This window comes from Pseudomonas linyingensis (assembly GCF_900109175.1).
GTDB lineage: Bacteria > Pseudomonadota > Gammaproteobacteria > Pseudomonadales > Pseudomonadaceae > Geopseudomonas > Geopseudomonas linyingensis.
Genome location: NZ_FNZE01000011.1, coordinates 99828 through 114029, shown reverse-complemented (window position 1 = coordinate 114029; position 14202 = coordinate 99828). Strand labels below are relative to the sequence as shown.

The 14202-nt window shown below is 65.5% G+C and carries 11 protein-coding genes and 1 pseudogene; 4 read left to right on the top strand and 8 right to left on the bottom strand.

Annotated features, from left to right (window positions below; genetic code table 11):
* The first annotated feature begins 88 nt into the window (after positions 1–88).
* The 3 genes and pseudogenes from BMZ19_RS14625 to BMZ19_RS14615 all read left to right on the top strand — a co-directional run.
* Positions 89–1021 (top strand): LysR substrate-binding domain-containing protein, encoded by a 933-nt coding sequence (locus BMZ19_RS14625; RefSeq protein WP_244517245.1) that lies wholly within the window; start codon positions 89–91, stop codon positions 1019–1021.
* A gap of 112 nt (positions 1022–1133) precedes the next feature.
* Positions 1134–2345 carry a M24 family metallopeptidase gene (locus BMZ19_RS14620; RefSeq protein WP_090312096.1) on the top strand — a complete coding sequence of 404 codons (1212 nt, stop codon included), beginning with the start codon at positions 1134–1136 and terminating at the stop codon, positions 2343–2345.
* Positions 2346–2625: 280 nt separating this feature from the next.
* Positions 2626–2811: pseudogene (locus BMZ19_RS14615) on the top strand (enolase C-terminal domain-like protein); the annotation flags it as partial.
* 96 nt (positions 2812–2907) lie between these two features.
* Here BMZ19_RS14615 and BMZ19_RS14610 read toward each other — a convergent pair.
* The 3 genes from BMZ19_RS14610 to BMZ19_RS14600 all read right to left on the bottom strand — a co-directional run bounded on the left by BMZ19_RS14610 (position 2908) and on the right by BMZ19_RS14600 (position 7527).
* Positions 2908–4401: an aldehyde dehydrogenase gene (locus BMZ19_RS14610; RefSeq protein WP_090312095.1), complete on the bottom strand. Its 1494-nt coding sequence runs from the start codon at positions 4399–4401 to the stop codon at positions 2908–2910.
* Between the two features lie 179 nt (positions 4402–4580).
* Positions 4581–6230: a thiamine pyrophosphate-dependent enzyme gene (locus tag BMZ19_RS14605; protein ID WP_090312092.1), complete on the bottom strand. Its 1650-nt coding sequence runs from the start codon at positions 6228–6230 to the stop codon at positions 4581–4583.
* A gap of 4 nt (positions 6231–6234) precedes the next feature.
* Complete coding sequence (locus BMZ19_RS14600) at positions 6235–7527, bottom strand: MFS transporter (protein ID WP_280142166.1); 1293 nt, start codon at positions 7525–7527, stop codon at positions 6235–6237.
* 276 nt (positions 7528–7803) lie between these two features.
* On the opposite strand from BMZ19_RS14600, the gene BMZ19_RS14595 reads away from it, so the two are divergent.
* A complete protein-coding gene (locus BMZ19_RS14595; protein WP_090312090.1) occupies positions 7804–8709 on the top strand; it encodes a LysR family transcriptional regulator in 906 nt (301 codons plus the stop codon).
* 38 nt (positions 8710–8747) lie between these two features.
* Here BMZ19_RS14595 and BMZ19_RS14590 read toward each other — a convergent pair whose 3' ends face one another.
* The 5 genes from BMZ19_RS14590 to BMZ19_RS14570 form a co-directional block, all read right to left on the bottom strand.
* Positions 8748–9257, bottom strand: coding sequence for a RidA family protein (locus BMZ19_RS14590; RefSeq protein WP_090312088.1), 510 nt, complete (start codon positions 9255–9257; stop codon positions 8748–8750).
* A gap of 27 nt (positions 9258–9284) precedes the next feature.
* Positions 9285–9683 carry a c-type cytochrome gene (locus tag BMZ19_RS14585; protein ID WP_090312087.1) on the bottom strand — a complete coding sequence of 133 codons (399 nt, stop codon included), beginning with the start codon at positions 9681–9683 and terminating at the stop codon, positions 9285–9287.
* 16 nt (positions 9684–9699) lie between these two features.
* The gene (locus BMZ19_RS14580) at positions 9700–11304 is read right to left on the bottom strand and encodes a flavin monoamine oxidase family protein (RefSeq protein WP_244517243.1); all 1605 of its coding nucleotides are present in this window, start codon (positions 11302–11304) and stop codon (positions 9700–9702) included.
* A gap of 100 nt (positions 11305–11404) precedes the next feature.
* Positions 11405–12748, bottom strand: coding sequence for an amidohydrolase (locus tag BMZ19_RS14575; protein ID WP_090312083.1), 1344 nt, complete (start codon positions 12746–12748; stop codon positions 11405–11407).
* A 19-nt stretch (positions 12749–12767) separates the two neighbouring features.
* Positions 12768–14078, bottom strand: coding sequence for an OprD family outer membrane porin (locus BMZ19_RS14570; RefSeq protein WP_244517241.1), 1311 nt, complete (start codon positions 14076–14078; stop codon positions 12768–12770).
* Between the last annotated feature and the right edge of the window lie 124 nt (positions 14079–14202).

Here is a 14202-nt window from a genome sequence, read left to right as displayed (position 1 = left end):
AAACGGCTTTTTCTAACGGCGAGCCATTAGGCCGGCTAATGCCGGCACGAATCCTGCTGGGATGGGCGTATCCAACAGAGTGATTGCCATGCCCCCATCCCGTGCCTTGCCGTCTCTCGAAGGTCTGCGCTACTTCGAGGCCGCTGCCCGCCACCTGAGCTTTACCCGCGCCTCCCAAGACCTGTTCCTCACCCAAAGTGCGGTGAGTCAGAAGATCCAGGCCCTCGAACAGCACCTCGGCTACCCGCTGTTCCATCGCCTGCCGCGCGGCCTGCGCCTGACCAGCCATGGCGAGCGCCTCTACGCCGGGGTGGCGGAGGCCTTGAGTCTGATTGGCGCGACCCTGCACCAGATTGGGGACGAGGCGCTGGCAGGCACCCTGAAAGTGCGCGTAATGCCCTCATTCGCCACCAAGTGGCTGTTGCCGCGCCTGGCCGCGTTCAATCGGGCTTTCCCGGACATCCAGCTGCAGGTGGATGCCGACCTGGCCCCGCCCAACTTCAAGGGCGACGAGGTCGACCTGGCTGTAACCTCGATCTGGACCGACGATGCCCGTCTGGCTCAGCGCCACTTGTTCGAGGACCTGATCTACCCGGTGGCCAGTCCGGCGCTGCTGGCGCGCTGTCCGCTGCACGACTACGCCGATCTGGCCGGCACCACCCTGTTGCACGACTCGATGCCGCATGCGGCCTACAGCACCAACTGGGATGCCTTCCTGTCGCGCCAGGGTCGCTACGACGTCGATACCCGTGGCGGCTGCGGCTATTCACGTGCCGATCTGGTGCTGCAGGCAGCCTGCAGCGGGCAGGGCGTGGCGCTGGTGCGCCATTCGCTGTGCGCCGACGACTTGCGCCAGGGCACCCTCTGCCGCCCTTTCGCCGATGTGCTGCACGATGGCCAGGTCTGGCTGGTCTGCCCACAGGACTACGTGGAGCGCCCCCGGGTGCAGGCCTTTGCCGAGTGGCTTCAGGCCGAGGTTGGCCAGCACCTGCAGGATCGCCAGGCGCTGCTGGGCGCCTGAGCGCCATTAGGCCGGCTAATGGCTGAGGATTAAGAATCGCCGTTTGTTCGCCTGGACTGCCCGGGAGGATGCTGTGGCCCACATCCTCTCAACACCGAACAGGAGTCCCGGCATGAGCATGCCCAGCCTTATCAACCTGCCCAACGGGCCGAAAATGCGCGCCACTTTCAGCGTGGCGGAGATGAACCGTCGCCTGGCCATGCTGCGCGTCCAGATGCAGGCGCTGCAGCTGGACACAGTGGTGCTGACCTCGATCCACAACGTCAACTACTTCGGCGACTTTCTCTACTGCTCCTTCGGCCGGAGCTATGCGCTGGTGGTGACCCAGGACCGCTCGACGCTGATCACCACTAACATCGACGGCGGCCAGGGCTATCGCCGAAGCCTGGGCGACAACCTGATCTACACCGACTGGCAGCGCGACAACTACTTCCGCGCCGTGCGCGAGGCGGTGCCGCAGGGCGCCCGCCGCGTCGGCCTGGAGTTCGACCACGTCAGCCTCGATCACCGCCGCAAGTTCGACGTCGCGCTAGAAGGTATCGAGTTCCTCGACGTGGCGCCGGCCACCATGCGCATGCGCATGGTCAAGTCCGCCGAGGAAATCGAGCTGATCAAGATCGGCGCGGCGGTGGCCGACATCGGCGGCGCCGCCTGCGTCGAGGCAATCGCCGAGGGCGTGCCGGAATACCAGGTGGCGCTGGCCGCCACCACGGCGATGACTCGTGAGATCGCCCGCCGCGTGCCGCACGGCGAGCTGCGCGACACTTGGACCTGGTTTCAGTCCGGGCTCAACACCGACGGCGCACACAACCCGGTCACCACCCGCCGGGTGCAGCGCGGCGACATCCTCTCGCTCAACTGCTTCCCGATGATTGCCGGCTACTACACTGCGCTGGAGCGCACCCTGTTCTTCGGCGAGCCGAGCGAGCGCCATCTGCAGTTGTGGGAGATCAACTGCCAGGTGCATAAGCGCGGCCTCGAACTGATCCGCCCCGGCGTGCGCTGCTGCGACATCGCCGCCGAGTTGAACGAGATCTACCAGCAGCACGACCTGCTGCAGTACCGCACCTTCGGCTACGGTCACTCGTTCGGCGTGCTCAGCCACTACTACGGCCGCGAGGCCGGGCTGGAGTTGCGCGAGGACATCGAGACGGTGCTCGAGCCGGGCATGGTTGTGTCGATGGAGCCAATGATCATGCTGCCCGAAGGCCAGGCTGGCGCCGGAGGCTACCGCGAGCATGACATCCTGGTGGTGCAGGAGCAGGGCGCCGAAAACATCACTGCCTTCCCGTTCGGGCCAGAGCGCAACATCCTTGGTGTCTGAGCGGGATGTGGGAGTCGGCGCGTGCCATGGCCGCGCCGGGCTTTTCAGGGTTGTTGGCGCTGCAGGCAGAAGGCGGGCATGGGCGGTGGAGCCAGCTTGAGGGCGGTTCTTCAGCGCTTCGGGGCAGCCACGAGGACGGGGCAAGGGTAACCCCAGGAGCACGGTCGGCTGCCACCGGCCGCTGGCGCACGATCAGAGGACGTTCAGCGGGTATTGATGATGATGCGGTTCTCATCGAATAAGTGGCGCCCAACCTGATCGGCGAGAACCGCAGCGACATGCGCGGCGCATGTGCCGGCGCTTGGAGGAGTTCGAGCTGGTGTGGATCGAGGAGTCGCTGGACTGCTACGACGCCGAGGGCCACGCCGAGCTGGCCCGGCTATTCGACACGCCAATCGCTACCGGCGAAAAGCTCACCAGCCCGGCCGAGCACTGGGAATTTATCCGCCAGCGCGCCTGCGACTATCCGTGTCATTCCCGCGCAGGCAGGGATCCAGAAAGCTCTGAGCACCCGGGCTCTCGTTTGCGCGGGAGTCCCTGGCGGGTGGCTTTCAGCGTTTCCCTAAAGCTTGATCCAAGTGGCCTTGAGCTCGGTGTACTTGTCGAAGGCATGCAGCGACTTGTCGCGGCCGTTGCCGGACTGCTTGAAGCCACCGAACGGCGCGGTCATGTCGCCGCCGTTGTACTGGTTGATCCACACGCTGCCGGCGCGCAACGCCTTGGCAGCCAGGTGGGCCTTGGACAGGTCGCGGGTCCACACCGCGGCGGCCAGGCCGTAGGGGCTGTCGTTGGCGATCTGCAGCGCCTCCTCAATGTCGTCGAAGGGAATCACCGCCAGCACCGGGCCGAAGATTTCCTCGCGGGCGATCTTCATGGTGTTGTTCACACCGTCGAACAGGGTCGGCTCGACGTACACCCCACCGCTTTCCTCCAGCACGCGGCACCCGCCGCAGCGCAGGGTGGCGCCCTCGGCCTCACCGGCGGCGATGTAGCCAAGCACGCTTTCGAGGTGCTGGCGGTCGACCAGCGCGCCGACCATGGTCGACGGATCCAGCGGGTGGCCCGGTCTCCAGGTCTTGAGGGCCTCGACCACCATGGGCACGAAGTGTTCCTGGATCGAGCGCTCGACCAGCAGTCGCGAGCCGGCGGTGCACACCTCGCCCTGGTTGAAGGCGATGGCGGCGGCGGCTGCCTGTGCGGCTGCCTGCAGATCCGGGGCGTCGGCGCAGACGATGTTGGCGCTCTTGCCGCCGGCCTCCAGCCATACGCGCTTCATGTTCGACTCGCCGGCATAGATCATCAGCTGCTTGGCGATCCGGGTGGAGCCGGTGAACACCAGGGTGTCGACATCCATGTTCAGGGCCAGGGCCTGGCCCACGGTATGGCCGAAGCCCGGCAGCACGTTGAACACACCGGCCGGGATGCCGGCCTCGACCGCCAGGGCGGCGATGCGGATGGCAGTCAGCGGCGACTTCTCCGAGGGCTTGAGGATCACCGAGTTGCCGCTGGCCAGCGCCGGGCCGAGCTTCCAGCTGCTCATCATCAGCGGGAAGTTCCACGGCACGATGGCGGCGACCACGCCGATCGGCTCGCGGGTGACCAGGCCGAGCTGGTCGTGGGGGGTCGGCGCCACCTCGTCGTAGATCTTGTCGAGGGCCTCGCCGCTCCAGCAGATGCACTCGGCGGCGGCCACCATGTCGAGGGTCAGGGCGTGGGCGACCGGCTTGCCCATGTCGAGGGTTTCCAGCAGCGCCAGTTCTTCGGCGTGCTGCGCGATCAGGTTGCCGAAACGGACCATCGCTTGCTTGCGCTCAGCCGGGGCCAGGCGCGACCACACGCCGGAGTCGAAGGCGGCGCGGGCATCGGCCACCGCGCGCTCGGCGTCGGCGGCGGCGCAGCTGGCCACCTGGCCGAGCAGACGGCCGTCGATCGGGCTAAGGCAGTCGAAGGTGTCTCCGCCGACGGCGTCGACGTATTCGCCGTGGATGAAGGCGCGGGTCTCGATGGACAGCGACCGGGCACGTTGCTCCCAGTCGGCGCGGGTCAGGGTGGTCATGGGGCTGTTCTCTCGGGAAGGACGTGGGGGCGGTGGTGCACTTGTCGGGGGCCGGGAGCCGGAAGGCGGTCGAAAAAAGTGGATGAGGGCATCTGCGGCAGACGCCGCCGATGCCACCCATCCAAGAGGGCCTTTCCTAGCAAAGGGCTCCTGCGGCACGACGAAGGTCGAGCCGCCGGTTACTGATGGAGATCGCTCATCCGCAACTCGGGGCTGATGATGTCCTGCGCAATGCGGATCTCGATGATGCTGACCACCCCCGAGGCGCGCGCGCGCTCCAGGGCGCCGGCGAACTCCTCGGTGCGCTCGACCACCTCGCCGTGGCCGCCGTAGGCGCGGGCGTAGGCGGCGAAGTCGGGATTGACCAGGTCGGTGCCGCTGACCCGGTGCGGGTGGTGGATTTCCTGGTGGGTGCGGATGGTTCCGTACATGCCGTTGTTGAGCACGACGATCAGCGGCGCCACGCCCAGGCCACGGGCCACGGCGATTTCCTGGCCGTTCATCATGAAGCAGCCGTCACCAGCCACCGACAGCACCTGGCGGCCCGGCTGGGCCAGCGCCGCGGCGATCGCCGCCGGCACGCCGTAGCCCATGGAGCCGTTGCGCGGAGCCAGCTGCGACGGGTAGCCGGTGAAGCGCATGAAGCGCCCGGCCCAGCCGGCGTGGTTGCCCGCGCCCCAGGTGACGAGGGTGTCCTCCGGCAGGCTGGCCTGCAAGTGGCTGAAGATCGCGTTGAGGTCGACGTTGCCGGCAATCGGCGCCGGGCAGCGGTACTGCTCGCCCGCCTCGTGCAGGGCGCGGGTGCGTTCGGCCCAGACCGGCTGCTCGCCCGGCTGCAGGTTGGCCAGCGCGGCGGCGAAGTCGACAACGCTGGCGGTGATGCGCTGCGCCCGCGGGTGGGCAGCGCCCAGAGCGTTGTGGTCGGGCAGCACGGTGACCAGACGGGCAGGGTGGCCGTGCACCGGCAGCAGCGCCCAGCTGTCGGTAACGATGTCGCCCAGCGGCGAGCCGATGCCGATCACCAGGTCGGCGTCGCGCATGGCCTCGGCGAGGGTCTGCGCGCGGCCATAGCCCAGCGAACCGACGTAGCTCGGCGAGCGCTGGTCGATCAGGTCCAGGCAGTTGAAGTCGACGGTTACCGGCAGCTGGTAGCGCTCGGCCCAGGCCTGGATCTGACGGCTGGCGGCCGGGGTCCAGCCGCCACCGCCGAGCACCACCAGCGGGCGGGCGGCGGTGGCCAGCAGCGAGGCCAGTTCGTCCATGGTTTGCGCGGCCGGCACGCTCGGCTGCACGCTGATGGAGTCGGTGGCCTGGACGGCGACGCGGTCGCGCAGCATGTCTTCCGGCAGGCCGATCACTACCGGCCCCGGGCGTCCGGAGCGGGCGATGGCGAAGGCGCGGGCGACCAGTTCCGGCACGCGCTCGGCGTGCTCGATCTGGAACACCGCCTTGGCGGTGCTGCCGAACCAGCCGTCGAGATCGAACTCCTGGAACGATTCGCGGTAGGTCTCGGCGCGCGGGATCAGACCGACGAACAGCACCAGCGGCACGCTGTCCTGCCAGGCGGTGTGGATGGCGACCATGGCGTTGGCCGCGCCCGGACCGCGGGTGACCATGAACACGCCGGGCTTGCCGGTGACCCGCGCATGGGCGTCGGCCATGTAGCCGGCGCCGCCTTCCTGACGGCACACCACCAGCTTGATCGGCGCGTCATGCAACGCGTCCAGCACCTCCAGATAGCTTTCACCGGGAACACAGAACGCGGTATCCACACCTTCGCGGAGCAATTGCTCGACCACGAGCTGACCGCCACTACGCAATTCCGTCATGGTCTCATTCTCCAACTGCTTTGCTTGCATCATCTTTGATCACTTTCATGGCCAGGAGCGTCCCGATCAGGGACACGAGGGAAATCGTCGCCAGCAACGATGCCGGCCCCCAGGAGGCGTTGTCCGACAGCATCAGGAACCAGGTGGCGACGGCCGGCATGAAGCCGGCGATTAGCCCGGCGAGGTTCGCCGACAGGCCTAGGCCGCTGTAGTGCAGGTGGGCGGGGAACAGCTGGGTGAGTAGCGCGCCGATCGGGGCGTAGGAAATCGACGACAGGCCGACGCCGCAGACCATCGCCAGCATGATCAGGCCGTTGTCCCGGGTATCGACCAGGGCGAAGATCGGGAAGGCCAACGCCAGGCAGATCACGTAGCCCAGCGCCACGGTCTTGCCGGCACCGATACGGTCGGCTAGCTTGCCGGCCAACACCAGCACCACCATCTGGGCGACGGCACCGATGGTTAGCCCCTGCAGGATCACCGTGCTGGGCATGCCCAGGGTGCGGGTCACGTAGCCGATCATGAAGGTGGTGATGATGAAGAAGCCGGCGTTGCCGAACAGGTAGGCGGCGATGCCAATCGCCAGGCGGCCAGGTACGCTGCGGAACACCTCGACCACCGGCAGCGACTCGGTCTTGTTCGCGGCAGCCAGCTTGCGGAACTCCGGGGTCTCCTCCACGTTCCAGCGCAGCCACACGGCCAGGCCGACCAGCACAATGGAGACCAGGAACGGCACGCGCCAGGCCCAGTCGAGGAAGGCGTCGCCGGGCAGCGAGGCGGCAAGCGCCACGGCACCGGAGGACAGCAGGGTGCCGGTGGGCGCGCCGAGCTGGACGATGGCGGCGTAGAAACCGCGGCTCTTCTTCGGCGCATTCTCGAGAGCCAGCAGGGTCGCACCGCCCCATTCGCCGCCGGTCGCCACGCCCTGCACAGCGCGCAGCAGGGTGAGCAGGATCGGCGCGACTATGCCCGCCGTGGCGAAGGTCGGCAGCACGCCGATCAGTGTGGTGGCCACGCCCATCAGGGCGATGGTGATGACCAGCGCACTGCGCCGACCGTACTTGTCGCCGATGTGACCGAAGATGACCGCGCCCACCGGGCGGGCGATGAAGCCGACGCCGAAGCTGAGGAAGGCGCCGATCATCGACAGCGACGGATCGCTGCCCGGGAAGAACAATGGCGCGAAGACAATCGCCGCCATAGTGCCGAACAGGAAGAAGTCATACCATTCCAGCGCAGTGCCGATATAAGCGGCGGCGGCAACTTTGCGTAGCGAAGCTGGCTTGGATGGTTCCACTGCTGCAGACGCCGTCAGTTCGTGAGTACTCAATTGGAATATCTCCGATTTCTTAATTATTAGCTGGAGAGCGACTATCCGCCGCGCGGCGAAAATTTCCGCCTACTGGAGTCAACCCGTAATCGTTATTCGCCCAAGCTTCCGAATGATTCGGGCGACTCTCACGGAGAGCCTGGTTAATTTCCGTCATGACATTGAAAAGACTATGGTTCACACTCCATAACGTCCAATGCCTATTTCCTTGCCTATCCATGCTCTTTTGATATGCTTTGATGCATGAACATACGTCGCATCGAATGCTTCCTGATGGTTGTGGATACCGGCACGGTCACCGCCGCGGCTGGCCAGCTGTTCATTGCGCAACCGGCCCTGAGTCGACAGCTGCAGACGCTGGAAAGCGAGCTGGGCTTCAAGCTGTTCGACCACAACCGCAACCGGCTGCAGCTGACCCCGGCCGGACGCGAGTTCGTGCCCATGGCGCGCCTGCTGCTGAGCAATGCACGCCTGGTGCAGGCCGGGGCGAAGAACATCGCCACCGGGCACATCAAACGCCTGCACCTGGCCGCCACGCCGGCCACCATACGCGGCCTGGTGGCACCCTTCCTTGCTACCCTGCCGCCCTCAGCTCCGCTGATCCTAACCCACGAAGCCGAGCACTTTCACATCCATGACCAGCTGCGCAGCGGCATCGATCTGGTGATCTCCCCGGCCCCTTGCGGCGAAGAGTTCGCCAGCCAGTTGCTCGGCATGATTCCGATCAAGGCCTACGTGCCCCAATCCCATCCTTGGGCGCAGGCCGGCCGCACCGCGATCAACCTCGAGGAACTGCTCACCCAACCGCTGATCCTGCCCAGCACGCACAGCGTGAGCCGGGTCGAACTCGATCTCGCCGTCGCCCGTGCCGGGCTGCAATACAGCTCCGTGGAGGAATGCGACGAGGCGCATACCATCCAGGCCCTGGCGGTCAGCGGGCATGGCGTGGGGATCGTCACCGACCGACCGCGCTACGGCGCCTATGGCCTGCACATCCAGATCAGCGAACGCGACGTCCTGGGCGTGACCCTGCACGCCGCCTGGGACCGCCAGCACTACGGCACCGGGACGCTGGAGACCCTGGCGGAACAAGTGCGCACCTACCTGGCTACGGCACGGCAGCTACCGCTGAGCGAGCTGGGCGAGTAGCCCGCAGGGGACACTATCCGTCGCAACCGCAGCCCGCCTCAGGGACGGACGGCGGTCACCTCGATCTCTACCAGCCAGGCCGGATTGACCAGGCCGGCGACCTGCATCACCGAGCGCGCCGGCAGGTTAGGCTGGGCCTCGGTGCCGAAGAACTGGCCGTAGCCCTTCATGAAGCCGGCGAAGTCCATCTTGCCGCCCTTGGTCGGATCGCCGACCAGGAATACCTGCATCTTGACCACGTCCCCCATGTTCAGACCGAGACTCTGCAGGGTCTTGTCGATGGTCTTGAAAACGCTGACGGTCTGCGCCTCGGTGTCACCGTAGGCGGCCAGGCTGTCGGCCGGAGCCTTGGCGTCGATCGCCACTGGTACGCTACCGCTGAGGTTGACCACGGTCGCCGAGGCCGGCACTTCGACAGCCAGGGCGATGGGGAAGCTGGAGTTGGGGATCTTGTGGCGGATTACTGCATCCGCGGCGTTGGCCTGGGTGGCCAGCAGGGCGCCGGTCAGGACGGCGCCGGTCAGGACGTTCTGCATGAGCTTGTTCATCGTTTGGAGTTCCTTGGTTGGTGAAGGTCAGCGCCGGGTGACGTTATTGACGTCCTGCAGCGTGACCGGTTCGGCGTACTGGTTTCCGAAATGGCTACGGATGTAGCCGACCACCGCAGCGATCTCTTCATCGCTGAGGCTGGACTTGAAGGCAGGCATGCCCGACTGGCCATTGGCGACCATGTAGATCGGATAGGCCGCGGCGGCCAAGCGCGGGTTGTTGGCCAACGCAGGGTAGGCGGCGGCCCCCTTGGCCCCCTGGCCTTGGTCCATGTGACAGGCCTGACAGATCGTGTGGTACAGCGTTTCGCCGTCGCGTTGCGCCTGCTGCCCGGCAGTCGATACCGCCACCGCGCTGTCGGCCTGGGCCTGCGCAGTGAGCAGGCCGCCGAGCGCCAGCGTGACTATCAATCGAGGTGTGTTCATCGTGATTTCCTTGCGCTTAGGCGGCGGTCTGTCTGGCCACAGCATGGCGATGCAGGCGGCTGATGGCATCTTGGGCAGAGAGAATGGCGCCTTCCTGCCAGGCCGGGAGATGCGACACATGCTCGCCAGCCAGGATCAGGCGACCGTCGATCTGACACAGGTTGTGGTAATGAGCCTTGCGCGCTTCGTCGCTCCAGACGCCATAGCAGCCATGGGTCCACGGTACCCGGTGCCAACCCACGGCAATGCCGTTGTCGAACTCCTCGCGATACTGCGGGTGTAGTTGACTGCCCTGCTCGAGCGCCTTCTTCACGCGCATCTCGGGGGACATGGCGGTGAATTCAAAGGCATCTTTGCCTTGCCAGACATAGCCGCCGAGCAGCACGCCCTTGCCAGAGCTGCCGTAGTCGCAGTTGGGATAGCCGATCTGGCCAATCGGTGCATCGGTGTAGCTGATGCCACCGTAGATCCGCTCGTCCTGCTCCCAGAAGCGCCGCTTGAACTGCAGGCCGATTTTCGCCGAGGCGCCATAGGGCACCGCACGGATGGCGTTTTGCATCGGAGCGCCAACATCGACCTGCAGCTGGCTGAGAATCGACAGTGGCAGGGTACAGACGCACCAGTCGGCCTTTTCCTGCCTGGTGCCGCCGCTGCCGGTGGTGTCCTCATAGGTGACGGTGACACCGCTGTCGTTTTGCTGGATGCGGGTGACCTTGGCGTTGTAGCGAACCAGGCCATCGATCTGCTTGGCAAACGCCTGGGCAATCATGTCCATGCCGCCGACCGGCTGGAAGATGCTGGTCTGGAACTCATGCAACTGGCCGACCATGAGATACAGCCACAGGCCTGACTGCAGCAGCGCCTGGCGGTCGAGGAGGTCGGAAGTGGCTGCCTCCGGCATCAAGCCGCCGCCGGCATCGACCGCGAAGCCCCGGCGCATGCTGCTGCCTATGGACTTGATGTAGTTGTTGCTGTCATCCAGACCGGCCCAGACACGCAGGCTTTCCAGCAGCTTTTCGCGATCCTCGGCGCTAACCGGCTGATCCAGTGCGCCCTGCTTGACCGACTTGCTCAGCAGCTCGGCGATGTGCCCCTGATAATCAGCCTGTACTTCGCGGTAGCGCTTCGGCTGGCCGTTGAATGCCCGGCTGGAGTGCAGCAAGGCGTTGTGGTTGACCTGGATGAACGGCTCGAGCCTGACCCCGAACTTGCCGCAGTAATCGAGGATGGCATGGTGGTGGTAGGGAATCCGCCACGGGCCGGGGTTGAAGTACAGGCCCTGGTCGAACCGGCAGTCCTGGCTGGCGCCGCCCAGCTCGGTGTAGCGGTCGCCGCCGCGCAGAGTCCAGCAGCGTCCGCCGGCCTTGGCGTTGTACTCCAGCACCTTGACCTTGTAGCCGGCCTTGCGCAGCTCGTAGGCCGCAGTCATGCCGGCCAGGCCGGCGCCAAGCACCAGCACGCTGGCGCCGGCAGGGGCAGCACTCAGTTCGAAATGGCCCTTGTAGCTGGATTCGCCAGCAAAACTGAGGGCGGTCATGGCCTGGTACATGGCCGCCGCACCCGCTGTCTTGCCGATCCACGCCAAGAGCGTACGCCGGCTCAGACCTGTGGACTGTTCCATAGATAACCTCTGCACATCTGTGATTCAGGCAGGGCCTTACGCCGCTGGAAGACCGCTGCCGATAAGGTGATTTCCCGCCTCCGCCAGGAGGCAAAGCCGCTCAGGATTTGTTGCGCGCAGCCGCCAGTTGCTCTGTCACCTGCGGATAGCGCAGGACGAACTCGACATGCGCCCGCACGCCGGTCTTGAGAGTGGCGTCATCCACCGCGAAGAACGGACTGTGGTTGTTGGCCGCCTTGCTCATCTCCACGCCGGCGGGTGTGGCACCGAGGAACACGAACAGGCCAGGCACCTTTTGCGCGTAATAGGAGAAGTCCTCGCTGCCGGCGCTGGGTGAACTTAGCTGCCCGACCTTGCCGTCAGCGGCCTTTTCCAGCGCCGGCAGCATGGCCGCAGTGAGCACCGGGTCGTTCATCGTCACCGGTGCGTAGTTGGCCAGCTCCACCTTGGCCTTGGTGGCATTGGCCTCGGCGATACCCTCGACCAGCGGCGGCAGGTGGCTGTGGATGCTGTCGCGGATGCCCGGGCTGTTGCTGCGGATGGTGCCGGTCATGCTCACGGTTTCCGGGATGATGTTGCCGGCACTACCCCCCTGAATGGTGCCGACGCTGACCACGCCCATGCCTTCGCGCAGGTCGACCCGGCGGCTGACCAGGGTCTGCAGGCCGTTGACGATCTGCGCGCTGGCGACGATTGGATCGGCACCAGTCCAGGGCATCGAGCCGTGGGTCTGTTTGCCGGTCACGGTCACGCGGAAGCCGTCGGCGCTGTTGAGGGCGGCCCCCGGCTTGTAGCGAATCTCCCCGGAGGGCATCTGAGCCATCACATGGATGCCGAAGATGGCCTCGACCTTGGGCTGGTCCAGCGCGCCGTCCTTGATCATATGGCGGGCTCCGTAGATCTGCGTCTGGTCGAAGAAGTCGATGTCCGCCGCGCCTTCCTCGGCCGGCTGGAACAGGAACACCACGGTGCCGGCGATTCTGTCCTTGTTCGCCGCGAGCACCTTGGCGGTGCCGAGCAGCATGGCGGTATGGGCGTCATGGCCACAGGCATGCATCACCGGCACCTCCTTGCCCAGGTGAGTGCCGCGCGCCTTGCTGGCGAACGGCAGGCCGGTCTGTTCCTCGACCGGCAGCGCATCCATGTCGGCGCGCAGCGCTATGGTCGGCCCTGGACGGCCGCCTTCAAGGACGCCGATCACTCCGGTCTTGGCCACCCCGGTGCGCACTTGGATACCCAGCTCGCGCAGGTGTTCGGCCACCAGTGCGGCGGTCTTCACTTCCTGGTTGCCCAGTTCCGGATGCTGGTGAATGTGATGGCGCAGGTCGATGACCTCCCGTTCAACTGCATCGGCAGCGGACTTGACCCAGTCGCTGGAGGCCGGTGCGGCGGACACCGCGCCGAAAGCCAGCATGATCGACAGCAACAGCGAATTGAATTTCATCAGTCAGCCTCGCGCGGGGTCAGAACAGCTTGAAGGGGAAATTGGAGACGATGCGCAGCTCGTTGAAGCTGCCGTCGCCCTGGTTCTGGCTGGCGCGGTGCTGGACGTATCCGGCGGTGAAGTTGGCGCCCTTGATCGGCCCGGACTGCACGGCATAGCTGAGCATGCCGGCCACTTCGTGATGGTCGAGGTCCTTCTGGCCCAGGCCGAACTCGTAGAGGCCGCCGGCACCGCCGCGGTAATGCGTGCCGTCGATATCCCAGCCCTTGGCGTACCACACCGTGGTAGTCAGTCCCGGCACGCCCTGGGTGGTCCAGTCGTACCCGTAGGTCAGGCGCAACGACTTCTCGTTCGGCCCGTTGTATTCGGAGACCAGCGCGTTGGCCAGGTTGATGGCGTTGGAGTCGCGCACGTAGTCGAAGTACTCGTCGCCGTCGATCTGCTGCCAGGCCAGGGTGACCGAGTGCCCCTGATACATGGAGGTGAAGGCCAGGCTGTAGGCGTGATTGTCAATAGGGCCGCCCTTGACGCTGCCCGAGTCCTCGGTGAAGTAGTAGTTGGCGGCGAGGCGATGGCGCAGCGGACCGTCGCCGAACTCCTGAGAAGCGCCCAGGTAGTAGCGGTCCCAGATGTCCTCAAGGTTCGAGTACCAGGCTGAATACTGGCCGCCGGCCCAGGGTTTGTAGTCGAAGCCGGCGAAGGACACCCGGTCGCTGGTGATATCGGCCAAGGTGTACTGGGTTCTGAGCTTCTCGCTGCCCGCACCCACCCGCGGGCTGGCACGGTCGAAGGACCCGACCTGGATATACAGGTTGCGGAACTCCTCGCTGGTCAGGGCGAAGCCTTCGTAGGTCGCCGGCAGGGCACGGGTATCTGAGAAGCTCATCACCGGATTGCGGACGTTGAAACGCCCGGCCTTCAGCTCGGTATTGGAAACGCGCATCCTGATGTCGGCGATGCCCACCTTGCTCCAATTGGCCACCACATCGCCGTCGTCTTCGGTCAGGGTGCGGTTGCGCCCCCCGGCTACCGCGCCCTTGCCGCTCTCCAGGGCGAGGGCGTTGAAGGCCGCGACATCCAGACCGAAGCCCACCGGTCCTTGGGTATAGCCGGAGCTGTACTTGAGGATCGAGCCCTGCACCCAGGTGTTGCGGTCGTGAGTGCGCTCGACGCCCCAATCCTTGCGGATGGCGAACGCGCTGCTGTTCTTCGCCGCTTCCCGCGCATACCAATTGCGGGTACTGAAGGTCAGGCTGTCTTCCTCGAAAAAACCTCCGGCTTGTGCCTGCTTGCTCGCGGCAGTCTCGGCGTACGCCGGCAGAGTGGACATAACGGCACACGCCAGACACGCGCCACCGACGACATTTACCCTATTCATAAAACCACCTTGTTAGTTTTATTAAAAATCATGAACAGGCAGAAAATTAATATTGCCTATTGTTTTTATTGTGCGC

What these genes read in the sequence shown, in the direction of transcription:
- BMZ19_RS14625 (WP_244517245.1), top strand. Translation starts at nt 89, where the DNA reads ATGCCCCCATCCCGTGCCTTGCCGTCTCTCGAAGGTCTGCGCTACTTC.
- BMZ19_RS14620 (WP_090312096.1), top strand. Translation starts at nt 1,134, where the DNA reads ATGAGCATGCCCAGCCTTATCAACCTGCCCAACGGGCCGAAAATGCGC.
- BMZ19_RS14610 (WP_090312095.1), bottom strand. Translation starts at nt 4,401, where the DNA reads ATGACCACCCTGACCCGCGCCGACTGGGAGCAACGTGCCCGGTCGCTG.
- BMZ19_RS14605 (WP_090312092.1), bottom strand. Translation starts at nt 6,230, where the DNA reads ATGACGGAATTGCGTAGTGGCGGTCAGCTCGTGGTCGAGCAATTGCTC.
- BMZ19_RS14595 (WP_090312090.1), top strand. Translation starts at nt 7,804, where the DNA reads ATGAACATACGTCGCATCGAATGCTTCCTGATGGTTGTGGATACCGGC.
- BMZ19_RS14590 (WP_090312088.1), bottom strand. Translation starts at nt 9,257, where the DNA reads ATGAACAAGCTCATGCAGAACGTCCTGACCGGCGCCGTCCTGACCGGC.
- BMZ19_RS14585 (WP_090312087.1), bottom strand. Translation starts at nt 9,683, where the DNA reads ATGAACACACCTCGATTGATAGTCACGCTGGCGCTCGGCGGCCTGCTC.
- BMZ19_RS14580 (WP_244517243.1), bottom strand. Translation starts at nt 11,304, where the DNA reads ATGGAACAGTCCACAGGTCTGAGCCGGCGTACGCTCTTGGCGTGGATC.
- BMZ19_RS14575 (WP_090312083.1), bottom strand. Translation starts at nt 12,748, where the DNA reads ATGAAATTCAATTCGCTGTTGCTGTCGATCATGCTGGCTTTCGGCGCG.
- BMZ19_RS14570 (WP_244517241.1), bottom strand. Translation starts at nt 14,078, where the DNA reads ATGTCCACTCTGCCGGCGTACGCCGAGACTGCCGCGAGCAAGCAGGCA.